Annotated in this window: 22 protein-coding genes and 1 tRNA gene; 9 read left to right on the top strand and 14 right to left on the bottom strand. The window is 73.1% G+C overall.

The genetic code is table 11. The features are described 5' to 3' along the window. The 5 genes from AB0K34_RS30715 to AB0K34_RS30695 form a co-directional block, all read left to right on the top strand. On the top strand, window positions 1–283 hold a 283-nt coding region (locus AB0K34_RS30715; RefSeq protein ID WP_364552439.1), incomplete at its 5' end, for a hypothetical protein. 15 nt (window positions 284–298) lie between these two features. Next, the gene (locus AB0K34_RS30710; protein WP_301178302.1) at window positions 299–1,879 is read left to right on the top strand and encodes a hypothetical protein; all 1,581 of its coding nucleotides are present in this window, start codon (window positions 299–301) and stop codon (window positions 1,877–1,879) included. Continuing rightward, a complete protein-coding gene (locus AB0K34_RS30705) occupies window positions 1,842–3,062 on the top strand; it encodes a hypothetical protein (protein WP_364552437.1) in 1,221 nt (406 codons plus the stop codon). The genes AB0K34_RS30710 and AB0K34_RS30705 overlap by 38 nt, the downstream gene beginning before the upstream one ends. Further along, complete coding sequence (locus AB0K34_RS30700) at window positions 3,055–3,930, top strand: sulfotransferase (protein ID WP_301177670.1); 876 nt, start codon at window positions 3,055–3,057, stop codon at window positions 3,928–3,930. The genes AB0K34_RS30705 and AB0K34_RS30700 overlap by 8 nt, the downstream gene beginning before the upstream one ends. Continuing rightward, entirely contained in the window at window positions 3,927–5,513 is a 1,587-nt protein-coding gene (locus tag AB0K34_RS30695) for an oligosaccharide flippase family protein (protein WP_364552435.1), read from the top strand. The genes AB0K34_RS30700 and AB0K34_RS30695 overlap by 4 nt, the downstream gene beginning before the upstream one ends. A gap of 41 nt (window positions 5,514–5,554) precedes the next feature. Here the strand turns inward: AB0K34_RS30695 and AB0K34_RS30690 are convergent, their stop codons facing one another. The 12 genes from AB0K34_RS30690 to AB0K34_RS30635 all read right to left on the bottom strand — a co-directional run bounded on the left by AB0K34_RS30690 (window position 5,555) and on the right by AB0K34_RS30635 (window position 17,901). Then, entirely contained in the window at window positions 5,555–6,343 is a 789-nt protein-coding gene (locus AB0K34_RS30690; RefSeq protein WP_138634122.1) for a WecB/TagA/CpsF family glycosyltransferase, read from the bottom strand. After that, window positions 6,340–7,278, bottom strand: a complete 939-nt coding sequence (locus tag AB0K34_RS30685; RefSeq protein WP_301177668.1) for a glycosyltransferase — start codon at window positions 7,276–7,278, stop codon at window positions 6,340–6,342. The genes AB0K34_RS30690 and AB0K34_RS30685 overlap by 4 nt, the downstream gene beginning before the upstream one ends. Then, window positions 7,275–8,252, bottom strand: coding sequence for a sulfotransferase (locus AB0K34_RS30680; protein ID WP_364552432.1), 978 nt, complete (start codon window positions 8,250–8,252; stop codon window positions 7,275–7,277). Before AB0K34_RS30680 ends, AB0K34_RS30685 begins: the two co-directional genes overlap by 4 nt. A gap of 117 nt (window positions 8,253–8,369) precedes the next feature. Then, window positions 8,370–9,632 carry a GTP-binding protein gene (locus AB0K34_RS30675; protein ID WP_138634158.1) on the bottom strand — a complete coding sequence of 421 codons (1,263 nt, stop codon included), beginning with the start codon at window positions 9,630–9,632 and terminating at the stop codon, window positions 8,370–8,372. A gap of 32 nt (window positions 9,633–9,664) precedes the next feature. Further along, window positions 9,665–10,582: a sulfate adenylyltransferase subunit CysD gene (gene cysD / locus AB0K34_RS30670; RefSeq protein WP_138634128.1), complete on the bottom strand. Its 918-nt coding sequence runs from the start codon at window positions 10,580–10,582 to the stop codon at window positions 9,665–9,667. A gap of 129 nt (window positions 10,583–10,711) precedes the next feature. Further along, window positions 10,712–11,641, bottom strand: coding sequence for an inositol monophosphatase family protein (locus AB0K34_RS30665; protein WP_301177666.1), 930 nt, complete (start codon window positions 11,639–11,641; stop codon window positions 10,712–10,714). Window positions 11,642–11,756: 115 nt separating this feature from the next. Next, the gene (locus AB0K34_RS30660; RefSeq protein ID WP_364552430.1) at window positions 11,757–13,235 is read right to left on the bottom strand and encodes a sugar transferase; all 1,479 of its coding nucleotides are present in this window, start codon (window positions 13,233–13,235) and stop codon (window positions 11,757–11,759) included. 252 nt (window positions 13,236–13,487) lie between these two features. Beyond that, a complete protein-coding gene (pth, locus tag AB0K34_RS30655) occupies window positions 13,488–14,063 on the bottom strand; it encodes an aminoacyl-tRNA hydrolase (protein WP_138634137.1) in 576 nt (191 codons plus the stop codon). A 91-nt stretch (window positions 14,064–14,154) separates the two neighbouring features. Beyond that, on the bottom strand, window positions 14,155–14,781 hold the full coding sequence (locus AB0K34_RS30650; protein WP_301177665.1) for a 50S ribosomal protein L25/general stress protein Ctc: 627 nt from the start codon (window positions 14,779–14,781) through the stop codon (window positions 14,155–14,157). 284 nt (window positions 14,782–15,065) lie between these two features. After that, window positions 15,066–16,046 carry a ribose-phosphate diphosphokinase gene (locus tag AB0K34_RS30645; RefSeq protein ID WP_364552426.1) on the bottom strand — a complete coding sequence of 327 codons (981 nt, stop codon included), beginning with the start codon at window positions 16,044–16,046 and terminating at the stop codon, window positions 15,066–15,068. 171 nt (window positions 16,047–16,217) lie between these two features. Then, window positions 16,218–17,663 (bottom strand): bifunctional UDP-N-acetylglucosamine diphosphorylase/glucosamine-1-phosphate N-acetyltransferase GlmU, encoded by a 1,446-nt coding sequence (gene glmU / locus AB0K34_RS30640; RefSeq protein WP_364552423.1) that lies wholly within the window; start codon window positions 17,661–17,663, stop codon window positions 16,218–16,220. 166 nt (window positions 17,664–17,829) lie between these two features. Then, window positions 17,830–17,901, bottom strand: a tRNA-Gln gene (locus tag AB0K34_RS30635). A gap of 414 nt (window positions 17,902–18,315) precedes the next feature. Between AB0K34_RS30635 and AB0K34_RS30630 the strand changes: the two genes are divergently transcribed. Next, window positions 18,316–19,269, top strand: coding sequence for a fatty acid desaturase (locus tag AB0K34_RS30630; protein WP_138642305.1), 954 nt, complete (start codon window positions 18,316–18,318; stop codon window positions 19,267–19,269). Between the two features lie 53 nt (window positions 19,270–19,322). Further along, complete coding sequence (locus tag AB0K34_RS30625; protein ID WP_171069536.1) at window positions 19,323–20,069, top strand: TetR/AcrR family transcriptional regulator; 747 nt, start codon at window positions 19,323–19,325, stop codon at window positions 20,067–20,069. A 157-nt stretch (window positions 20,070–20,226) separates the two neighbouring features. Here AB0K34_RS30625 and AB0K34_RS30620 read toward each other — a convergent pair whose 3' ends face one another. Further along, window positions 20,227–21,021: a trans-aconitate 2-methyltransferase gene (locus AB0K34_RS30620; RefSeq protein ID WP_364552420.1), complete on the bottom strand. Its 795-nt coding sequence runs from the start codon at window positions 21,019–21,021 to the stop codon at window positions 20,227–20,229. Window positions 21,022–21,032: 11 nt separating this feature from the next. On the opposite strand from AB0K34_RS30620, the gene AB0K34_RS30615 reads away from it, so the two are divergent. Beyond that, window positions 21,033–21,338: a hypothetical protein gene (locus tag AB0K34_RS30615; RefSeq protein WP_364552418.1), complete on the top strand. Its 306-nt coding sequence runs from the start codon at window positions 21,033–21,035 to the stop codon at window positions 21,336–21,338. A 71-nt stretch (window positions 21,339–21,409) separates the two neighbouring features. After that, on the top strand, window positions 21,410–21,901 hold the full coding sequence (locus AB0K34_RS30610; RefSeq protein ID WP_138638934.1) for a MarR family transcriptional regulator: 492 nt from the start codon (window positions 21,410–21,412) through the stop codon (window positions 21,899–21,901). A gap of 26 nt (window positions 21,902–21,927) precedes the next feature. Here the strand turns inward: AB0K34_RS30610 and AB0K34_RS30605 are convergent, their stop codons facing one another. After that, complete coding sequence (locus tag AB0K34_RS30605) at window positions 21,928–23,043, bottom strand: amidase (RefSeq protein WP_301177523.1); 1,116 nt, start codon at window positions 23,041–23,043, stop codon at window positions 21,928–21,930. Window positions 23,044–23,085: the final 42 nt, after the last annotated feature.

Here is a 23,085-nt window from a genome sequence, read left to right as displayed (position 1 = left end):
GCCCGCTCCGCCCGGCAGGCCGGGCGGCGGGGCGCCCGGAGCGCCCGGCGGTCCCAAGCACGGCGGCCTGGACCTCGACGCCTTCGGGGACGGCCCCCCGGACCGCACCGTCGTCGACGTCCCCGGCGACCGTCCCGTCGCCGGGCCGCGGCGGACCGAGCAGCCCAAGCACGGCGAGGGAGAGGCCCCCGAGCACCGCGTCCCGACCAACGGCAACGAACCGGACTCGAGCAGCACGGCGGTGATCCCGCGCTTCGGCCGGCACGACGACCCCGACGAGTAGTCCGGCGCCACTGAGATGCCGTCCCCCTCCACCTCCGCCGTACCGCGAACCGCGCCGGAGGATCCGGTCCCCCCGTCGCGGAGCGACGAGCCGCTCCCGGTCCGCCTGCGCGACCTGCCGCGCACGACCTGGCCGCTGATCGCGCTGCTCGTCGGCTTCCCCGTGTGGTGGATCGTCGGCCTCGGCGTGTTCAGCTTCGTCATCTGCGCGGTGCCGATGGCGCTCATCCTGCTCAACCGCCGCCCGCTGCGGTTCCCGCCCGGCTTCGGGCTGTGGGTGCTCTTCCTGGTCTGGTACCTGGTCAGCCTCACCATGCTGAGCAAGAACCCGCCGGGCGCGTACGGCGAGTTCGGCCTCGGGCGGATCGTCTCGGTCTTGGTGCGGCTGGTCGTCTACACCGCGTCCGCGGTCATCGCGCTGTACGTCGGGAACCTCAGCGAGCGGGAGCTGCCGCGGCTCGCGCTGCTGCGGATGCTCGCGGCGCTGTTCATCACCACCACGCTCGGCGGGCTGCTCGGCGTGGTGTTCCCGAACTTCCACGTCACCCCGCTGTTCGGCATGCTGCTGCCCGGGCGGGTGCGCGGCGACGCGTTCGTGCAGAACATCATCAACCCGACCGCGGCGCAGATCACCTGGGTCGGCTCGGTCAAGGCGGTGCGTCCCGAGGGCCCCTTCGAATGGGCCAACACCTGGGGCAACAACTACTCGATCCTGCTGATCTGGTTCGTCCTCGCCTGGTGGGTGTACGCCTCGCGCAAGCGCCGGATGCTGGGCGCGGGCATCCTCGTGCTGTCCATGGTCCCGGTGGTGTACGGGCTGAACCGCGGCCTGTGGATCGGGATCGGGATCAGCGCCGTCTACGTCCTCGTCCGGCTGGCGCTGCGGGGCCGGGTCATGGCGCTCGGCGTGGCGGCCGTCGCGCTGGTGTTCGGCGGCACCGTCTTCGCGATGTCGCCGCTGTACTCCCAGGTCCAGACCAGGCTCGACAACCCGCAGAGCAACGGCATCCGCGCCTACACGCGGGCCAAGACGATCGAGGCGACGTTCACCTCGCCCATCATCGGCTACGGCAACACGCGGTACGCGGTCGGCTCCGACAAGACGGTCGTCACCGGCAAGACGCAGGCGTGCCCGGAGTGCAAGCACCCGCCGCTCGGCTCCGACGGGCAGCTGTGGCTGCTGCTGATCTCGCAGGGCTTCGTCGGGGCGGGCCTGTACATCATGTTCTTCCTCAACGCGATCCGGCGGTACTGGCGGGACACCTCTCCGATCGCCACGGGCGGCGTGCTGACGATGCTGCTCGTGCTCTTCTACATGACCATCTACGACGGGCTCTACACCCCGATGCCGCTCTACCTGCTGTCGTTCGCGGTGATGTGGCGCAACGGCATCGACCTGAGCCCGCCGCGCGTCGAGCCGGTCGCCGTGCGCGCCCGGCGGGCCCGCGACAAGACGCTCTCCGCCGCCCGCACCCGGCGGCTGCTGGAGACGAAGACGCGCCGGGCCGCGCTGGCCACGCGGACGAACGGCACGCCCATCAGGATCGGAGAGGGACAACGTGAGCGACACGGCGGACCGGCTGACGGCCCTGCGTGAGACGACCCGGCTGCTGTGGCCCGAACCCGCGCGCGTCACCGACGGCCGCGGCGACCGGCTCCTCGCACCCGACGCCCGCCGGCCCCGGATCCTGCTTCCCGCCGACCGCGCGGCCGCCGTCGGGGCGCTGCGCGCCTACGGCCGGGTGGAGTCGCGGGCGGCGCGGCTGGTGACGGCCGGGCTGATCTGGTCGCTGCGCGGCGGGCTCGGACGGGCGGTGCTGCGCCGCGGCGTGCGGGTGGACGTCCCCGAGGGGGCCGAGACCGTGGAGACGTACCTGAGCGAGGCCCTGGGCCGTCCGGTGTGCGCCGCCCTGTACGCGCGGCCCGCCGGACGCGCCAACGACAAGCCGGTCTTGCAGGCCCTCTCCCCCGGATCGGCCGGGCCCCCGGTCGCGTTCGTCAAGGTGGGCGTGAACGAGCTGACCGGGCGGCTCGTCCAGGCCGAGGCGGCGGCGCTGGCGCAACTGCCGCGCGCTGCGGGCGGTGTGGTCCGTGCGCCTGAGGTGCTGCACTCGGGGTCGTGGCGGGGGCTGGACATCCTGGCGCTGACGCCGCTGCCGACCTGGGAGCAGGGCCGCCCGATCACCGCAGAACTGCTGGCCGCCGCGCTGCGCGAGATCGCCGAAGCGGCCGGGACGCGGCGCATCCGCCTGGCGTCCTCCCCCTACTGGACGGCGCTCAACGACCGCGTCGCCGCCCTGCCGGGCGAACCGGCCGGCCGGCTGCGCGCGGCGCTCGCGGCGATCGGCGAGCGCCACGGGGACGCCGAGCTCGTCTTCGGTTCCTGGCACGGCGACTTCACGCCGTGGAACACCGGCGGCTCGGACGGCGGCCTCCTGGTGTGGGACTGGGAGAGGTTCACCACCGGCGTTCCCGTGGGCTTCGACGCGCTGCACCACCGCCTCCAGCGCGCCGTCTCCGACCCGGCGGCCGACCCGGCGCGGGCGGCGGCCGACTGCGTGCGCGACGCGGCCGGCGCCCTGGCCCCGTTCACCGCCGCGCCCGCGCTCGCCGAACCCGCGCACGCCGCGCTCGTCGCGCGGCTGTACCTCGCCGAACTCGCCGCGCGCTATCTCGCCGACCGGCAGGCCGAGGCGGGCGCCCGCCTCGGCGACGTCGGCGCGTGGCTCCTCCCCGCCCTCGCCGAGGGCGTGCACGAAACGAAGGAAGCGAATGGCTGACAAGCACCAGGCGGCGCGTCCCCCCGGGCACAAGCGGCTGGCCCAGGCCGCCGCCGTCACCGCGGGCAAGGCCACCCACCGCGCCCGCATGCTGCCCGGATTCCTCATCGTCGGCGGGCAGCGCTGCGGCACGACGTCGATGTACCGGACGCTCAGCCAGCACCCGGCGCTGCTCAAGGCCCTGTGGCACAAGGGCGTCCACTACTTCGACACGGGCTACGACAAGGGCCTCGCCTGGTACCAGGGGCACTTCCCGCTGCGCACGACGGCCGCGCGGGTCGAGCACCGGCACGGGGTGAAGCCGCTGGCGTTCGAGTCGTCGCCGTACTACGGGTTCCACCCGCTGGCGGGCGAGCGGATCGCCGCCGACCTGCCGGACGTCAAGCTGCTGATGCTCGTGCGCGACCCGGTGGAGCGGGCCTACTCGGCGCACTCCCACGAGCTGGGGCGCGGGTTCGAGACCGAGCCCTTCGAGCGGGCGATCGAGCTGGAGGAGGAGCGGCTGGCGGGCGAGGCCGAGCGGCTCGCGGCCGACCCGGCCGCGACCAGCCACGCCTACCAGCACAACGCCTACCTCGCGCGGAGCCGCTACATCGAGCAGATCGAGCGGCTGGAGGGGCTGGTGGGCCGCGACCGCCTCCTGGTCGTCGACAGCCACGAGTTCTTCACCGAGCCGGAGACCGTGTACAAGGGCGTCCTGGACTTCCTCGGCGTCCCGCCGCTCGGCTCCCCGGTGTTCGAGCGGCACAACGCGCGCAGCCGCTCGCCGCTGCCGGACGAGCTCCACGCGCGGCTCGGCGAGTACTTCCGCCCGTACGACGAGCGGCTGGCGGAGTGGCTCGGCCGCACCCCGTCCTGGCGCCGATGAGCGCGCCCGCGACCGGCGCGGCCGACCCCGCCGCGACCGGCGGCGCGGCGGACGGCGCGGGTCCCGGCTCGAAGGGCTCGGACGTCGGCTCCCTCGCCCGCGGCGGCGCCCTGAACATCGTGGGCGCCGTGGTCTCGGCGGTGGCCCAGCTCGTCGTCGTCGCCGTCATCACCAACGCGTTCTCCCAGGACGAGGCGGGCGTCTTCTTCGCCGCGACGTCGGCGTTCCTGCTGTTCGGCGCGGTCGCCGAGCTCGGCACCCAGACGAGCCTGGTGTACTTCATCGCCCGGTTCCGCTCGCGCGGCCGCACCGAGCGGATCGGTCCGCTCGTCCGGCTGGCGCTGCGGCCGATGGTGCTGTGCTCCGCGGTCCTCGGCGCCGTGCTGTTCGCGGCGGCGCCGTGGGTGGCCGAGGTGATGGTGCACGGCGACCCGGGGGACGGCGCGACCTACCTGCGGGTGCTGGCGGTGTTCCTGCCGGTGATGAACCTGTCGGCGGGGGCGCTGGCCGCGACCCAGGGGTTCCGGCGGATGCGGCCGTCGGTGCTCGTGGAGAACATCGGCCGCCCGCTGGTGCAGCTCGCCGCGGTCGGCGCGGTGGCGGTCGCCGGAGCGTCCGGGCTCATCGCCGTCGCGTGGGTCGGGCCGTACCTGCCCGCCGCCGTGCTGGCCGTGCTCGCGATGCTCGGGCTGGTCCGGCGCACGGCGCCGGACGCCGGCACCGCCCCGGACGTCCCGCCCGACCTCGGCCGCCGGTTCTGGCGCTACTCGCTGCCGCGCGGGCTCGCGGGCATCACCCAGATCCTGCTGCAGCGCATGGACATCCTGCTGGTCGCGGCGATGCTCGGCGCGCGGGACGCGGCGATCTACACCGCGGCGTCCCGGCTGCGCGTCGTCGGGCAGCTCGCCAACCGGGCCATCTCGCAGGCGGTCCAGCCGCAGCTGTCGGAGGTGCTCGCGCACGACGACCGGCGCTCGGCCAACACCCTCTACCAGACCGCCACGAGCTGGCTGATGCTGGCGAACTGGCCGCTGTTCCTGCTCTCGGCGCTGTTCGCCGAGCAGCTGCTGCGGATGTTCGGGAGCGGCTACCACACCGGCGCCTCGGTGATCGTGGTGCTGGCGGCCGCGATGCTGGTCAGCGCGGGGACGGGCATGGTCGAGGTCGTCCTGATGATGGCGGGCAAGACCACCTGGAACCTCGTGAACATCGTGCTCGCGCTCGGTGTGAACGTCTGCGTCAGCGTCCTGCTCATCCCGCACATCGGGATCGTCGGGGCCGCGCTCGGCGGGGCCGCCGCGCTGCTGACCCGCAACGTCATCCCGCTGCTGCAGCTGCGCCTGAAGCTGGGCCTGCACCCGTTCGGCCGGGGCTCGCTGGCGGCCGCGGCGCTGACCGGCGTCTGCTTCGGCGCGGTACCGCTCGCCGTGCGGCTGGCGGCGGGCGACGGGCTGCCCCAGCTCGCCGCCGCCGCGGCGGTCGGCACCGTCGGGTACGTCGCGGGCTGCTACCTGCTGCGCCGCCCGCTGAACCTGGACGAGGCCGCGCGCTCCATCCTGCGCCGCGGCCGACCGCGCCGCTGACCGGCGGGGGCGCGCCGGCTAGGCGCGCCCCCGGCCGCGGTTCAGCGGCGGTACCGGTCCAGCGCGCAGCCGGTGAGGAACCGCGCCGCGAACGGCAGGTCGTGCAAGATGTACCGGCTGAACAGGCGGCGGGGCTCACCCGCCAGCCGGTGCAGCCACTCCAGGCCGGCGCGCTGCATCCAGCCCGGGGCCCGTTCGAGCTCGCCGGCCGCGAACGGGATCGCCGCGCCGCATCCGACGAACCACGCGCCCGGCAGCGCGGGCCGCAGCGCGGTGATGAGCCGGTCCTGGCGGGGGAACCCGAGGCCGACGAACACCAGGTCGGGCTTGAGCGCCGCGAGGTCCGCGGCGATCCGGTCGACCTCGCGCTCGTCCCGGTCGAAGCCCATCGGCGGCGCGGACGCCCCCGCGACGCGCAGCCCCGGATACCGCTCGGCGAGGACGGCGCCGGCGCGTTCGGGGACGCCGGGCGCGCCCCCGCCGAGCAGGTAGACCGACCGGCCGTCGCGCGCCATCGCCTCGCTCAGCGTCCAGATGAGGGACGCCCCGGTGACGCGGGCGGGCAGCGGGCGGCGGGCGAGCCGCGCGCCCCACAGGATCGGCGTGCCGTCGGCGACGACGAGGTCGGCGCCGGTGACCAGCGACCGCGCCTCCCCGTCCCGCCGCGCCAGCCGCATGATGTCGATGTTCGGCGTCACCAGGTGGCCGCCCGCGCCGCGCGCCACATCGGCGGCGACGCGCTCGACCACCTGCGCCTCGGTGAGCGCGTCGAACGGGACGCCGCGCAGCACCACGCGCGCCGCGCCGCCCGCCGCGGCGTGGCCCGTCATATGCCGTGCCCGCGCGAGTGCAGGGTCCGCAGCACCCGCTCGTCGGAGACGAGCCCGGTGGCGACCGCCAGCGCGAACGGCACGCGGCGCTCCCGCCAGTTGGCGCGCAGCGCCCGCCGCGACCAGCTCAGCGCCTCCCGCCGGCGGCCCAGCCCCGCGTTCCAGAACGCGATCTGGCCGTAGACGCGGGCGGAGCCGACCGGGTCCGCGGCCAGTTCCGGATGGTGCCGCAGCATCCACCGCAGCCCCTCGATCTTGGTGTCGTACTCGCCGGCGAACAGCGACGTCCGCCCCCACAGCACCTTCACCAGCGGGCGGTCGACGTTCACGATCGGGTGCCGCCGGGCGGCGCGCAGCGCGAAGTCCCAGTCCTCGTTCTGGCCGGCCGGGATGGTCTCGTCCACCAGCCCGATCCCGTCCGGCCCGGTCAGCGCCGCGCGGCGCGCCAGGTACGTGGACGAGTGGACCATCACCATCCGGGACCGCACGAGGTCGGCGTGCGTCACCTCCGCGGCGCCCGCGAGGCGCGCGTTGCCGCCGCCGCGGAACTCCACGAGGATGCCGCAGCTCGCCAGCACCGCGTCCGGACGGGCGGCGAGCGCGGCCGTCTGCGCGGTCAGCTTCTCCGGCAGCCACTGGTCGTCGTCGTCGCAGAACGCCACCAGCTCGGTGTCGAGCGCGAGGATGCCGGTGTTGCGCGCCCCCGCCAGGCCCGGCGTGCGGTCGTTGGCGAGGACGGTGACGCGGCCGTCCGCGCCGGGCACGTCCGCGAGCGACGGGTCGGGCTCGGCGCGGTCGAACACGACCGCGATCCGCAGCTCGCCCGGGTAGTCCTGGGCCAGGACGGCGTCCAGCGCCGCGCGCAGCAGCTCCGGACGGTTGTGCGTGGGGATCACCACGCCGACGGACGGATGCCCGTCGCGCTCCGACGTCATGCGTCGCCTCCGAGGTAGCTGTAGTGGCGCAGTAGCGGCAGGGTGATCGCGGTGACCCTGCGCTGGTCGGCGGCCGGCAGCGCGGTCCGCCACCGGTCGTCGGACCGGATCTCGATCTGCCCGGTGCGGAAGCGCATCGGGTTGCCCGACGCCGTGTGGTTGGCGGTCAGCTCCGCGCGCCCGTCGCCGACGAAGGCGAGGGCGTCGGCGCCGGCGGGGAGCCCCGCGAACCGGGCGATGTCGCGCAGCCGCGCGCGCGGCTCGGCGACGAAGTCCTCGTAGCGCATCCGCCGCACCCGCACGCCGCGCCGGGCGAGGAGCTGGAAGGCGCCGTTCTCGGCGTTCCAGTGGACGGCGGTGCGGGGCGGCGACCACTGCGTCATGTACTCGTCGCCGCCGGCGTCGGCCTCCGGGCGCCGCACCTGGCGCGTCCACGAGTAGGCCACGCCGCGGCTGTCCCGGACGACGTGCAGCACGCGCAGGTCGACGCGGCCGGCGCGGGCCGCCCAGCGCAGGCAGAACGCCAGCGACGCCTGCTTGCTGGAGTCGATCAGCACCGCCGCGCCGGACTCGGCGGCCACGGCGCGGTACAGCCGCAGGTAGTGGTCGACGTACTCGGCCACGAGCGGCGACCGGTCGGCCGGGAGCCGGTCGCGGGCGAGCATCGGGATGTGGCGGGTGCGGTCCACCTCGGCGCGCAGCTCGGCGAACCGGTCGAGGTCGACCGCGTCCCAGCCGCCGAACGCGGCCTCCCCGACGCGCCGCCAGAACGGGCACTCGCCGAACGGGACGCCGCAGCCGCAGCGCTCCCCCGCGTGGGCGCCGCGCTCCCACAGGTGGATGACCTCGCCGAGCGCCATCGCACCGGGCAGCTCGCCGAGCAGCCGCTCGACCAGCGTCGTGCCGCTGCGGCCGAGGCCCCCGAGGAACAGGACGCGGGGCCGCTCCGCCCCGGGGGCGGGCTCAGCGGACACGTCCGCACTCCGGTGGGGGGACACGCGTCATTCGGTTCGACCTCGCGGGCATTCGGGGGGTGGGTGTTCGGGAGCCCATTGTCCCGCACCGCGGCGGGCGGTGCGGGCGGGTCCGGACTACTTCGCCCCGATGATCATGCCGGCCGCGACCGTGTTGTTGGTGGCCTCGTCGATCAGGATGAAGCCGCCGGTGAGGCGGTTGCGGCTGTAGTCGTCCACGAACAGCGGCTGCGTGACGCGCAGCGACACCCGGCCGATCTCGTTCAGGCCGAGCGCGGCCGCCTCCTCGTCGCGGTGCAGGGTGTTGACGTCCAGCCGGTAGTGCAGGTCCTTCACCATGGTCTTCGCGGTGCGGGTCGTGTGCTTGATGACCAGCTTGGAGCGCGGCGTGAGGGTGCGGTCCGGGGTCATCCAGCAGACCATCGCGTCGATGTCCTGCGCGACCTCCGGCCGGTTGTTCGGCCGCGCGATCATGTCGCCGCGGGAGATGTCGATCTCGTCGGCGAGGCGCAGCGTCACCGACATCGGCGCGAACGCCTGCTCCACCGGGCCGCGCGGCCCGTCGATGCGGGTGATCGTCGTGGTCAGCCCGGACGGCAGGTGCACGACCTCGTCGCCCGGCTTCAGCACGCCGCCCGCGACCTGGCCCGCGTAGCCGCGGTAGTCGTGCAGGTCCGGGTCCGTGGAGGCGTGCGGCCGGATCACGTACTGCACCGGGAACCGCACGTCGATCAGGTTGCGGTCGGACGCGATGTGCACGTGCTCCAGGTGGTGCAGCAGCGACGACCCCTCGTACCAGGGCATGTTGCCGCTGCGCTCGACGACGTTGTCGCCGTGCAGCGCCGAGATCGGCACGAACGTCAGGTCGGTCACGTCCAGCTTGGACGCGAACGCGGTGAACTCGTCCACGATGCGCTCGTACACGCCGCGGTCGTAGTCGACGAGGTCCATCTTGTTGACCGCCACGACCAGGTGCGGGACCTGCAGCAGCGTCGTCAGGAACGCGTGCCGGCGCGACTGCTCCAGGATGCCCTTGCGGGCGTCCACCAGGATGATCGCGAGGTCGGCGGTCGACGCGCCCGTCACCATGTTCCGGGTGTACTGGATGTGCCCCGGCGTGTCCGCGATGATGAACTTGCGGCGCGGCGTCGCGAAGTAGCGGTACGCGACGTCGATCGTGATGCCCTGCTCCCGCTCGGCGCGCAGGCCGTCGGTCAGCAGCGCGAGGTTGGTGTACTCCTCGCCCCGCTCGGTGCTCGTGCGCTCCACCGACTCCAGCTGGTCCTCGAAGATCGACTTGGAGTCGAACAGCAGCCGCCCGATCAGCGTCGACTTGCCGTCGTCGACGCTGCCGGCGGTGGCGAACCGCAGCAGGTCCATCGGCTTGCCCGCGGGCTCCTCGTTGCCGGCCATCAGAAGTAGCCCTCCTTCTTGCGGTCCTCCATCGCGGCCTCACTGGTCCGGTCGTCGGCGCGGGTCTGGCCGCGCTCGGTGATCCGGGTCGCCGCGATCTCCTCGATCACCTCGTCCAGCGTCGCCGCCGACGACTTCACCGCGCCCGTGCAGGACGCGTCGCCGACCGTCCGGTACCGGACCGTCGCCTCGAACTCCGGCTCGTCGTCGCCGCGGTTCGCGAAGCCCGTCTCGGCGTCCAGCAGCAGCCCGTCGCGCTCGAACACGCGCCGGGTGTGCGCGAAGTAGATCGAGGGGAGGGCGATCTCCTCCCGGCGGACGTAGTCCCAGATGTCGAGCTCCGTCCAGTTCGACAGCGGGAACACCCGGACGTGCTCGCCCTGCTCGATCCTGGCGTTGAACAGGTTCCACAGCTCCGGGCGCTGGTTCTTCGGGTCCCACTGGCCGAACTCGTCGCGGAACGACACCACCCGCTCCTTGGCGCGGGCCTTCTCCTCGTCGCGCCGCGCCCCGCCGAACGCCGCGTCGAACCGGTGCTCCTCGATCGCGTCCAGCAGCGGCACGATCTGCAACCGGTTCCGGGACGCCCGGCGCCCCTTCTGCTCGGCCACCCGGCCGCTGTCGATCGCGTCCTGCACCGACGCCACCACCAGCCGCACGCCGAGCTCGGCCACCCGCCGGTCGCGGAACTCGATCACCTCGGGGAAGTTGTGCCCGGTGTCGACGTGCATCACCGGGAACGGGATCGGCGCCGGCCAGAACGCCTTCTCGGCCAGGCGCAGCATCACCAGGCTGTCCTTGCCGCCCGAGAACAGCAGCACGGGCCGCTCGAACTCGGCCGCCACCTCCCGGAAGATGTGGATCGACTCGGCTTCAAGGACGTCCAACTGGGACAGCAGGTAATCGGAACGCTGCATGGTCTAGGGCTCTCTCCACGCTGATCTGGCAGATGCAACCGGTCGCGGCGGCGGGACGGGACGTCCCGCCGGGTCGAACGCCGGCCCGCGGCGGATCAGTCCCGCCGGGCCGGACGAGCTCGGCGGGCGTCAGCCCGGCCCGGCACCGGCGGCCGCCGCGATGCCGCTCAGCAGCATCGACGCCGACGCGGGGTGGCACACCAGGATATCCGGCAGCCGGGGATCCTCCCGGTTGTACTCCAGCGGCGAGCCGTCGACCCGGGACGCGTGCGCGCCCGCGCCGAGCGCCACCGCCGCCGGCGCCGCCGAATCCCACTCGTACTGGCCGCCCGCGTGCACGTACGCGTCGACCTCGCCGAGCAGCACCGCGGAGATCTTCGCCCCCGCCGAACCGATCGGCACCAGCTCCACGTTCACGTCGATCCGCTCGGCCAGCTGCCGCACGAACTCCGGCGGGCGCGTGCGGCTCACCGCGATGCGGAGCTTGCCCGCGTCCGGCGCCGGGACGTGCAGCGGCACCTCGCGCGGCTGCGCCCGCACCGGACCGGCCGTCACCGGGTCGGGGGCGCCCGCGTCCGTCCGGACGAGCGCGGCACCGCCCGTCGCGTCCGTGCGCAGCGTCAGGCCCTGCGCCGGCAGCGCCACCGCGCCGGCGGCCAGCCGGCCGCGGCCGGCGGCGTCCCGCTCCCACAGCGCCACGTGGACCGCCCAGTCGCGGCGGCCCTCCTCGGAGAACTCCCGGGTGCCGTCCAGCGGGTCGACGATCCACACCCGCGCGGCGGTGCGCCGCTCGTCGGCCGAGGTGTTGCGGGTCGGGGCGCGGTCATCGCCCTTCGACCGCTTCCCCGCGACGGAGGACCGCCCCTCCTCGGAAAGGACGGCGTCGCCGGGACAGCGCTCGGCCAGCGCCGCCATGAGGTACTCGTGCGCCCGCAGGTCGCCGGTGTCCTTCAGGACCCGCGCGTCCGCGAAACCGACCTCGTCACGCACGCCGAGCAGCAGCCGCCCCGCCGCGCCGGCGAGCTCCGCGGCCAGCGCGTGGTCGTCCACATCCGTCATCCGCTGATCACATTCCCGACTCGCACGGTCTGTTCGGTCTACTTTCTCATGCCTACCCGACCCGCCTCGATGCCCGGTCCCGGTCAGCGGGGTCAGCCGGTTCCGGCCGGCGGGGTCAGTAGGCGCCGGAGCCCCGGAACACCGCGTTCCAGGTCTTCCACATGATCTGCAGATCGAGCGCCAGCGACCAGTTGTCGACGTAGCGCAGGTCGAGCCGGACCGACTCCTCCCACGTCAGGTCGGAGCGGCCGCTCACCTGCCACAGGCCCGTCAGCCCCGGCTTCACCACCAGCCGCCGGTACACGTCGCCGCCGTACTGGGCGACCTCCTCCGGCAGCGGCGGGCGCGGCCCCACCAGCGACATCTCGCCGCGCAGCACGTTGAACAGCTGCGGCAGCTCGTCCAGCGAGTAGCGGCGCAGCCAGCGCCCCACCCGGGTGATCCGCGGATCCTCCCGCATCTTGAACAGGACCCCGTCGTTCTCGTTGGCGGGCAGCAGCTCCACCCGCCGCGCCTCCGCGTCCTGCACCATCGTGCGGAACTTCAGCACGGTGAACTCCCGGCCGCCGCGCCCGACCCGCGTCTGCCGGAACAGCACCGGGCCGCGGTCCCCGTCGAACTTGATCAGCAGCGCGACCAGCGCCAGCAGCGGGCTCAGCACCACGATCCCGCTGAGCGCCGCGACCCGGTCGAACAGGCCCTTGAAGAGCTTGCGGCCGCCGTCCAGCTCCGGGTGCTCCACGTGCAGCAGCGGCAGCCCCGAGACCGGGCGGATCGAGATCCGCGGGCCGGTGACGTCCATCAGCGCCGGCGCCACCACCAGCTCGATGTCGTCGCGCTCGATCTGCCACGCCAGCCTGCGCAGCGCCACCCCGTCCATCTCCGGGCAGGCCAGCACCGCCACCGAGTCGGCGCCGATCCGCTCGGCGGCCGCCGCCGCCTGCGAGAAGTCGCCCAGCACCGGGACGTCCTCGACCTCGGCGACCGCGTCGTCACCGGACGCCAGCGCCGGCGGGAGGCACACGCCCACGATGTCCATGCCGTGGTACCGCTTCGTGCGCAGCAGCCGGATCAGGTCGGACACCGACGTCCGGTGCCCCACCGCGACCACGCGCCGCATGCACTCGCCGTTCCAGCGCTTCTTGTGCAGCCACTTGCGGAGGCGGTACCGCGCCACGAGCGCCAGGAACGTCCCGAGGGGCAGCGCCATCACCACGTAGCCGCGCGCCACCTCGGTCTTCGTGGCGTACGCGACGATCGCCACCGACGCCGTCAGGACGAACCCGGCCCGCAGGACCCGGTGGAACTCCTCGTAGCCGACGCCGATGTACCGCGGCTGGTAGGCCCGGCACAGGACCAGGATCGGGATCCACAGCAGCGGAAGCACGACGGTCAGCGCCACGTACGGCGCGTTCGGCTCCGTCGGCGCTCCCGGGAACCGCAGCACGAACGCGATGACGCCGGCCATCAGCATGCTGAGGAAGTCGAGGCACCGGGCGACCCGGCGGTACGACCCGCTCCAGTTCTGCGACTGCGCAGATCTCTGCTCATGGCGGATCGATGACTCGGCCTGGACCTTGTCAACGACGGCCATAAACCACTCACCAATCTCCTGTAACGCGCGCCCCCATCAGCGCGGTTCACCTCGAAGACGGCCGAACACCGCATGAGGTTCACATGCAACGCGAACCTCGTGCGAGCAGCATCTTACGGCGGTTTGCCATGGTCACTGGGGGAACGCCGCCATCGACTCAGCGGGATCGCCGAACCGTAACGAACACCGACAAAAAGACCATCACGACGGCAGGTGCGGCCGCCGTCCCGCCACACCCGTGGCCGGAACCGGTCAACCCGCGTGGAACACGTTCTGGGCCGCCTCCAGCCCGTCCGACAGCAGCGCCTCCACCGCGTCCGCCGCCCGGTCCACCTCCAGGTCGAGGCTCTTGCGCTCGGCCGCGGAGAAGTCCTTCAGCACGAACGCCGCCGCGTCCATCCGCCCCGGCGGCCGGCCCACCCCGAACCGCACCCGCAGGTACTCCCGCGTCCCGAGCGACCGCGTCACCGACCGCAGCCCGTTGTGACCATTGTCACCGCCGCCGCGCTTCAACCGCACCGCCCCGAACGGGATGTCCAGCTCGTCATGGACGACGACCACCCGCTCCTCCGGCACCTTGAAGAAGTCCCGCAGCCCCTTCACCGGCCCGCCCGACTCGTTCATGAACGACCGCGGCTTCGCCAGCACCGCGCGGCTCCCCGCGAGCCGGCCCTCCAGCACGTCCGCCCGCGACCGGTGCGACTTGAACCGCCCCCCGGCCCGCGCCGCGAGCACGTCCAGCACCATGAACCCCGCGTTGTGCCGGTTCCCCGCATACGACGGCCCCGGATTGCCCAGCCCCACGACCAGCCAGAGATCCGTGCTCACCCGAACTCCTCACCGACGCGCGCGACCCCCGCCGGTGCACACACCCGCGGGGGCCGCGAAAGAACCCTGCGGCCGAACGGCCGCACCTGCGCTACTCGCCGGCGGGCTCGCCCTCGCCCTCGACGCCGCCCTCGGCCGCGGCCTCCTCGGCGCCCGCCTCCGGCTCCGGCGCCGTCGCCGCCGTCGCGTCGGAGATCTGCAGGATCAGCGTGTCCTCGTCCGCCGCCAGCGTCGTGCCCGACGGCAGCTTCAGGTCCTTCGCCAGCACCTGCGAGTCGACGGCCAGGCCGGAGATGTCCAGGTCGACCGACTCCGGAATGTGGGTCGCCTCCGTCTCCACGGAGATCTCCACGACCGTCTGCGCCACCTGGCCGCCCGCGACCACGTCACCGATGACGTTCACCGGCAGGTCGACGACGACCTTCTCGCCGCGCTTCACCAGCAGCAGGTCGACGTGCTCCAGGAACCCCTTGACCGGGTCGCGCTGCACGTCCTTCGGCAGCGCCAGCTCCGAGCCGTTGCCGAGCCCCTCGATGGTCAGCAGCACGTTCGGGGTCTTGAGCGCCAGCATCAGGGCGTGACCCGGCAGCGAGATGTGCTGCGGGTCGGTGCCGTGACCATAGAGGACGGCGGGCACCTTGCCGGCCCGGCGGGTGCGCCGCGCGGCACCCTTACCGAACTCGGTGCGCGGCTCGGCGGCAATGCGTACCTCGGACACGGCGAAAACTCCTCGTTGTTGCGATCCACGGCCGTCCGGCACTGGACGTCCGCTACGGACAGAGCGAATCAGGCGATGCTCGATGCGTCAGGCGCCTCGAAGATTCTTTGCGTTCCCCGGGGAGTGCGGCCCCTGAACCGGCACCGCACTGAACGACCCGAGACATGCGCGATTCAAAGAGTCTAGCCGATCGCAGAAGGACTATTGGCCCACGGGGACGACTGTGCCGACCCAGGACGGCGCCCCCCTGGACCACCAGGGTCCCAGGGGGGCGCCCCTGCGAATCAGCTGTGTCCGCCGAAGAGGCTCGTCACCGAGCCGTCGCTGAAGACCTCGTTGATGGCGCGGGCGACCAGGGGGGCGATCGGCAGGATGGTCAGTTTGTCGAACTGCTTCTCCTCCGGGATCGGCAGCGTGTTCGTCAGCACGACCTCGGAGATGCGCGAGTTCTTCAACCGGTCCACGGCCGGGCCGGACAGGACGCCGTGCGTCGCGGCGACGACGACCTTCGCGGCGCCCTGCTCGAACAGGGCGTCCGCCGCCTTCACGATCGTCCCGCCGGTGTCGATCATGTCGTCGACGACGACGCAGACGCGGTCCTTGACCTCGCCGACGACGTCGAAGACCTTCACCTCGTTGGCGACGTCCGGGTCGCGCTTCTTGTGGATGATCGCCATCGGGACGCCGCCGAGCCGGTCCGACCAGCGCTCGGTCACCCGGACGCGGCCGGCGTCCGGCGCCACCACCGTCACCTGCGAGGTGTCCAGCCGGCTCTCGAAGTGGCGGGCCAGCAGGTCCAGCGCGAACAGGTGGTCGACCGGGCCGTCGAAGAAGCCCTGGATCTGCGCGGTGTGCAGGTCCACGGTGATCAGCCGGTCGGCGCCCGCCGTCTTGAACAGGTCGGCCATCAGCCGCGCCGAGATCGGCTCCCGGCCGCGGTGCTTCTTGTCCTGCCGCGCGTACCCGAAGAACGGCGCCACGACGGTGATCCGCTTGGCGGAGGCGCGCTTCAGCGCGTCCACCATGATCAGCTGCTCCATGATCCACTGATTGATGGGAGCCGTGTGGCTCTGGATCACGAAGGCGTCCGACCCGCGGACCGACTCCAGGAACCGCACGAACGTCTCGCCGTTGGCGAAGTCATACGCGGACGTCGGTGTGAGCTCGATGTGGAGGTTGTCGGCGACTTCCTTGGCCAGGTCCGGGTGGGCTCGGCCGGTGAAGAGCATCAGCTTCTTCTGACCGCTCGCTTTGATCCCACTCACCTCTGACAACTCCCCCTCAATGGAACTGTGCCTTACATGTGGGTTGTTGTCCCCACTCCCCGCGCACCACAAGACTCCGGCTCACGGGTTGCTCTGTTGTCACGGAGGACACCGGTGTCCTCCGCATCCCCGCCCGGCGGCGGGAAAGTACTTCGCGCGCGGGACGCGGCGCTACGGCGCGCCCTCGTCCTCGCCCTTCGCCCGCCGGGCCGCGTCCGCGGCCGGCGTGCCCGGCCGGCGGCGCTCGACCCAGCCCTCGACGTTGCGCTGCCGCGCCCGCGCGACCGCCATCGCCCCGGGCGGGACGTCCTGGACGATCACGGACCCGGCCGCGGTGTAGGCGCCGTCGCCCACCGCCACCGGGGCGACGATCATGTTGTCGCTGCCGATCTTCACGTGCGAACCGATGACGCTGCGGTGCTTCTCGACGCCGTCGTAGTTGACGAACACCGAGCTCGCGCCGATGTTGGAGCCCTCGCCGATCTCGGCGTCGCCCACGTAGGTCAGGTGCGGCACCTTCGTGCCCTCGCCGATGTCGGCGTTCTTGGTCTCGACGTACGTGCCGACCTTGGCCTTGCGGGCCAGCCGCGTCCCCGGCCGCAGGTAGGCGTAGGGCCCGACGGACGCCTCCGGCCCGATCTCCGCCTCCACGCACACGGCGTTGACGACGGTGGCGCCCTCGCCGACCGTCGTGTCGGTCAGCGTGCAGCCCGGCCCGACCCGGGCGCCCTCGCCCAGGTGCGTCGTGCCGTGCAGCTGCGTGCCCGGGTGGATCTCGGCGTCCGGCTCGGCGGTCACGCCCACGTCGATCCAGGTGGACGCCGGGTCGATGATCGTGACCCCGGCCCGCATGTGGGCTTCGAGGACGCGGTCGTTCAGCTGCCGGCGCGCCTGCGCGAGCTGGACCCGGTCGTTCACGCCCTGGGTCTCCACCCAGTCGGGGGCCAGGTGCGCGCCGGCCCGGTGGCCGTCCGCGCGCACGATCGCCACGACGTCGGTGAGGTACTCCTCGCCGCCCGCGTTGTCGGTGGTCACCCGCTTCAGCGCGTCCGCGAGCAGGGCCCCGTCGAAGGCGTACATGCCGACGTTGATCTCGCTGATGGCCCGCTGGGCCTCGGTGGCGTCCTTGTGCTCGACGATCGCCTCGACGCCGCCGTCCGCGGCCCGGACCATCCGCCCGTACCCGGTGGCGTCCGGCATCTCGGTGGTCAGGACGGTGGCGGCGTTGCCCTCGCTCTCGTGCGTCCGGACGAGCGCCTGCAGCGTCTCGCCCCGCAGCAGCGGGTGGTCGCCGTTCGTGACGACGACGGTGCCGTTCAGCGCGCCGGTCTGCTCCAGCGCCATGCGCACCGCGTGGCCCGTCCCGCCCTGGTGGTCCTGGACGACGGGCTCGGCGTCCGGCGCGTGGACGGCGAGGTGCTCGACGACCTGCTCGCGCCGGTGCCCGACGACCACGACGAGCCGCTCGGGCTCCAGCTGCCGCGCGGCGGCGAGCACATGCCCGAGCATGCTGCGTCCGCACAGCTCGTGCAGGACCTTCGACTGACGGGACTTCATGCGGGTGCCCTCGCCCGCGGCGAGAACGATGACGGCGGCCGGTCGGCTCGCAGCGCTCACAAGGAGGCTCCTCGGCATCGCGGACGGGATCGGTCTCGGACGCGCCCACCTGCGAGTTCACGACACGGCAGGCCGGAACGCACCCGACACGGGCAGGATACCGCCCACTCGCGACCTGTCACCCCGCCGCCCGCCTCGGGGCGGCTACCTGGGACATCTCAGACAGCTCCGGCGCAAGGACTCGAACCTTGTCTAAGGGCACCAAAAACCCTTGTGCTGCCAATTACACCACGCCGGAATAAAGCGGACGGCCCGGACAAGGTCGCGCACCGACCGGCCCCAACGATACCGACACCCGCCCAGCGAAACCCACCTCATTCCCCGGCGGCGACCTCCGGGCCGCCCGCGGACCTGCGGCCATGCTGATCGATTCGTCGTGATCTGTGTAGAACGTCCGTCTTGGAGCATGACACTCCCCAGTTGCCCGACCAGGGCCACGGCGCCGGCGGGGACGCCCGCCTCCGCGAAGGCCCGTCCACCGGGGGCGTCTCGGGGTTGCCTCGCGGCGCAGGCGGGCGGCGAGGACTGTGAGGGGTTTGTGGCCTGAGGGGCAGTTTCTTGCTGAATTTACGGTTCGACTCTGGGCAACCTACGCTGGCGTAGGTTACGTTGGCGTAAGTAAGGCTCACCTAGTCGCAGGAAGTGGTGACGCATGACAACGGCTCCGACCATGGACCCCCCTCGACCGCAACCGCGGCCAGAGTTCGCGCCCGAGGCGCGCGGCACCGCGGAACGGGTGCTCATCGCCGCGTTCACGGGCGTGCCGTTCCTGGCACTGTTCGCGGCGGTCCCGCTGGCGTGGGGCCGGTTCCTCGGCTGGACGGACGTCGTCCTCACCGCGGTGTTCTACGTCCTGTCCGCGGGGGGCATCACGGTCGGGTACCACCGGTACTTCACGCACGGGTCGTTCAAGGCCAGGCGCGGCCTGAAGATCTTCATGGCGCTGGCCGGGAGCCTGGCCGTCGAGGGGCCGGTCATCACCTGGGTCGCCGACCACCGGCGGCACCACAAGCACTCCGACAAGGAGTTCGACCCGCACTCGCCGTGGCGGTTCGGGGACGACTGGAAGGCGCTGGCGAAGGGCCTGGCCTGGGCGCACTACGGCTGGCTGTTCGACGCCAACCGGACGTCCAAGAAGCGGTTCGCGAAGGACCTGCTGAACGACCGGGACATCCGGCGCATCCACCTCGCGTTCCCCGGGCTGGTCGCGGTGTCGTTCCTGCTGCCGGCGGTGCTCGGCGGGCTGATCACGATGTCCTGGACGGGCTTCCTGACCGCGCTGTTCTGGGCCGGGCTGGTCCGGATCACGCTGGTGCACCATGTGACGTGGTCGATCAACTCGATCTGCCACACGTTCGGCACCGAGGACTTCGAGGTCCGCGACAAGTCCCGCAACGTGTGGTGGCTGGCGATCCCGTCGCTGGGCGAATCGTGGCACAACCTGCACCATTCGGACCCGACGTGCGCGCGGCACGGCGTGCTGAAGGGGCAGGTCGACATCAGCGCGCGGATCATCCAGGCGTTCGAGAAGGCGGGCTGGGCGCACGACGTCCGGTGGCCGAACAGCGACAGGCTGGCGGCGAAACGCACGAAGCAGGCGGTTTGACCGCCACAATTGATCCCGTGACAGATCCCGCTCCCAGGTCCCGCAGAAAGCGGATGACGGGCAAGGAACGCCGCGAGCAGCTGCTCGACATCGGCCGGTCGCTGTTCGCCGACCGCGGCCTGGACGGCACCTCGGTGGAGGAGATCGCCTCCGCGGCCGGCGTGTCGAAGCCCGTGGTGTACGAGCACTTCGGCGGCAAGGAGGGGCTCTACGCGGTCGTCGTCGACCGCGAGTTCGAGCGGCTCCTGCGGCTGGTCACGGACGCGCTGAACTCGGCCATCCACTACCGCGGGAAGCTGGAGAAGGCGGCGCTGGCGCTGCTGGAGTACATCGAGAGCCATCCGGACGGGTTCCGGATCCTCGTCCGCGACTCGCACGGCGGCACGGGCACCGGCAGCTACGCCAGCCTGCTGAGCGAGATAGCGGGCGAGGTGGAGTACGTCCTCGCGCAGGAGTTCGACCGGCACGACTACGACGACAAGTTCGCGCCCATGTACGCGCAGATGCTGGTCGGCATGGTCGCGATGACGGGCCAGTGGTGGCTGGACGTCCGCAAGCCGCGCCGGGAGGAGGTCGCCGCGCACGTGGTGAACCTCGCCTGGAACGGCCTGGCGGCGCTGGAGCCGAAGCCGTCGCTGGACCCGCGCCGGCGGCGCAAGGAGCTGGAGCGCCGGGAGCGGGCCGCCGAGAAGGCCGCGGCGAAGGCCGAGAAGGCCGAGGAGAAGGCGGCGGCGAGGGCGGAGAAGGAGCGGCGCCGGGCGCGCCGGGAGCTGGACGGCATCGCCGACCCCTCGACGTGAGACGGCCGGTGGCCGCCGGAGTTCGTCCGGGCGGCCACCGGCCAGGGGTCGCCGGGCTCGGGTCGCGAGTCCGGGAGCTACGGACGCCGCCCTTCCGTCCGAGTCGAGCACCGCAGGGGAACGAGTCGCTTCCCTCGGCGGCGGGGCGGCATCCCGTCTAGGTGGTGTTCCGGGTGGCGATCACGAAGATCCTCCGGAACGGGAACACGGTGCCGTAGGGGGCCGCGGGATAGGCGCGGCGGAGCCGTGCCGCGTAGTCGGCGAGGAACTCGGCGGCCTCGCCGGGGTCGAGCGCGGCGAGGACGGGCCGCAGCGCGCTGCCCTTGACCCATTCGAGGACGGGGTCGTCGCCGTGCAGCACCTGCGCGTAGGTGGTCTCCCAGGCGTCGACGGAGCAGCCGTGGCGGGTGAGGAGGTCGAGGTACCCGGCGGGGTCGAGGACGGGCGCGTCGTGCTGGAGGTGCCCGAGCTTGGCGCGCCACCGGTCGGAGCGGCCGAGTTCGCGCAGCAGCACGTGGCTGGGCGCGTCGAAGTTGCCGGGGACCTGGAAGGCGAGGCGCCCGCCGGGGGCGAGGGCGTCGGCCCACCGGGGCAGCAGGTCGGGGTGCTCGGGAACCCAGTGCAGGGCGGCGTTGGAGACGATCAGGTCGACGGGCCGCTCGGGGCGCCAGGCGGCGAGGTCGGCGACGCGGAAGGCGAGCCTGCCGGGGATCTCGTGCGCGCGGGCGGCGGCGATCATGTCGGGCGAGCTGTCGAGGGCGTCGATGCGGGCGCCGGGCCAGCGGGCGGCGAGGGTGGCGGTGAGCTCGCCGCTGCCGCAGCCGAGGTCGGTGACGCGGGCGGGCGCGGCGCCGCCGAGGCGGGCGACGAGCTCGGCGAACGGCCGGGCGCGCTCGTCGCCGAAGATCCCGTACTGGACGGGATCCCACACGGCAGCGGTTTCTCTCGACATCAAGACAGAGCATGCCCGCCCCATATCTTGATGTCAAGAGTCCTTCCGGCGTGTCGCGGACGGCCGGGCCGCCGGGCCTAGGACGAGCGGCCGACGGCACGCGGCGGCCCGGCGTTCCTAGGCTCTCGGCCAGGACTTCGAGCGCATGGGCCCTGGTCCTCGGCCCCGGCGGCCCGGTCGGGACGGCGGGGCTGCTCGGCCTCGCGGCCGCGCTGCGCGAGGCGGGCACCGATCCGGCGCGCGCGGACCTGATCGTCGGGACGTCCGCCGAGCCGGTGGTGTGGGACGCGGCGGCCGGCGACCCGCTGCCGGGGTGATCGGGTCCGGGTGATCGGATTCCGGGGAATCAGGGAGTGTGTCTCGATATCGAGACAGGTAGTGTGGCGGGATGCGCGATGAGGTCGACGAGCTGGTCGAGGCGTGGCGGGCCGAGCGCCCGGACCTGGACGTGCGGCCGCTGCAGGTCCTCAGCCGCGTGTCCCGGCTGGCCCGGCACCTCGACCGGGCCCGGCGGGCGGTGTTCGTCGCGCACGATCTGGAGTCGTGGGAGTTCGACGTCCTCACCGCGCTGCGCCGGGCGGGCGCGCCCTACCAGCTGAGCCCGGGGCGGCTGCTGCGCGCGACGCTGGTGACGTCCGGCACCATGACGAACCGCATCGACCGGCTGGCGGCGGCGGGGCTGGTCGAGCGGCACCCCGACCCGCAGGACAAGCGCGGCGTGCAGGTCCGCCTCACCGAGGCGGGCCTGACGCGCGTCGACGCGGCGTTCGCCGATCTGCTGGACCGGGAGCAGGCGATCCTGGAGGGTCTCAGCCCCGAGCAGCGGGACGTGCTGGCCGGCCTGCTCCGCACCCTGCTGGTCCCCTTCGACCGAGACTAGGCCGAGGGTCAGGGCAGCCCGGAAGGTCAGGACAGCGCGGCCTCCAGCGCGGCGGCCAGGCCGCAGAGCCGCTCCTCACCGCCCGCGGGCCCGATGAGCTGGACGGACGCGGGCAGGTGCGACCCCGGCAGCGGGACGGGCAGCGCGAACGCGGGCAGCCCGGCGACGTTGACCTGGCCGGTCAGCGTGGTCAGCTCCAGGTCGGACTCGTCGGCCTCGCCGGGTTCGGGGGCGACGCAGGTCAGCACGGGCAGCGCGATCGCGGCGTGCCGGGCGAGGATCGCGTCCAGCTCGGCCCGCAGCTCCTTGCGGGCGCCGAGGGCCCAGTCGAGCAGCCCGGCCTCCGCCACGTCCCCCATCTGCTGGATGCGGCGGTAGATGCGGCCGCTCAGCTTCGACGGGTCGTCGAGCAGGCGGCCGTTGTGCCGCCAGCCCTCCGCGCTGACGATCACGCCGTTGACGGTGGCGGCCTCCTCGTAGTGGGCGGACGTGACGTCGGTGACGGGGCCGAGGCGGCGGAGCGCGTCGTCCACGGCGGCGTCGATCGCGGGGTCCACGCCGGGGACGCGCAGCCGCGCGACCGGCAGGGACGCGTCGTACGGGACGGGCGTGAACCCGGGCTCGATGAGGCCCATGCCGAGGACGACGGCGGCGACGTCGCGTCCCATCGGGCCGACGACGTCGAGGGTCTCCGACAGCGGGTGCACTCCTTCGAGGGACACCCGCCCGTGCGTGGTCTTCAGCCCGGCGATGCCGCAGCAGGCGGCGGGGATGCGGATCGACCCGGAGGTGTCGGTGCCGAACGCGACGTCGGCCTCGCCGGTGGCGACGGCGACGGCGGAGCCGCTGGACGAGCCGCCCGGCACCCGGGACGGGTCGAGCGGGTTCACCGGCATGCCGGACCACGGGTTGACGCCGTCGGCGGCCATGCACAGCTCGTTCAGGTTGGCCTTGCCGGCGATGCGGGCGCCCTGGGCGCGGGCGGAGGCGACGACGGGCGCGTCCGCGGCTGCGGGCTCGGCGCGCTCGGCGATGGCCTGGCAGCCCGCCGTGGTGGGCAGGCCGGCCACGTCGATGGCGTCCTTGACGGCGAGCCGGGGGCCGTCGCCCGGCGCGTCCGTCTTGATGATCCAAGTCGTCATTGAGGGATGATGCCCGGTCCGGGGCGGTGCGCGCACCGCGGC

This window comes from Actinomadura sp. NPDC049382, from assembly GCF_040677125.1.
In the GTDB taxonomy this organism is placed as follows: domain Bacteria; phylum Actinomycetota; class Actinomycetes; order Streptosporangiales; family Streptosporangiaceae; genus Spirillospora; species Spirillospora geliboluensis.
This window is presented reverse-complemented; position numbering and strand designations above follow the sequence as displayed.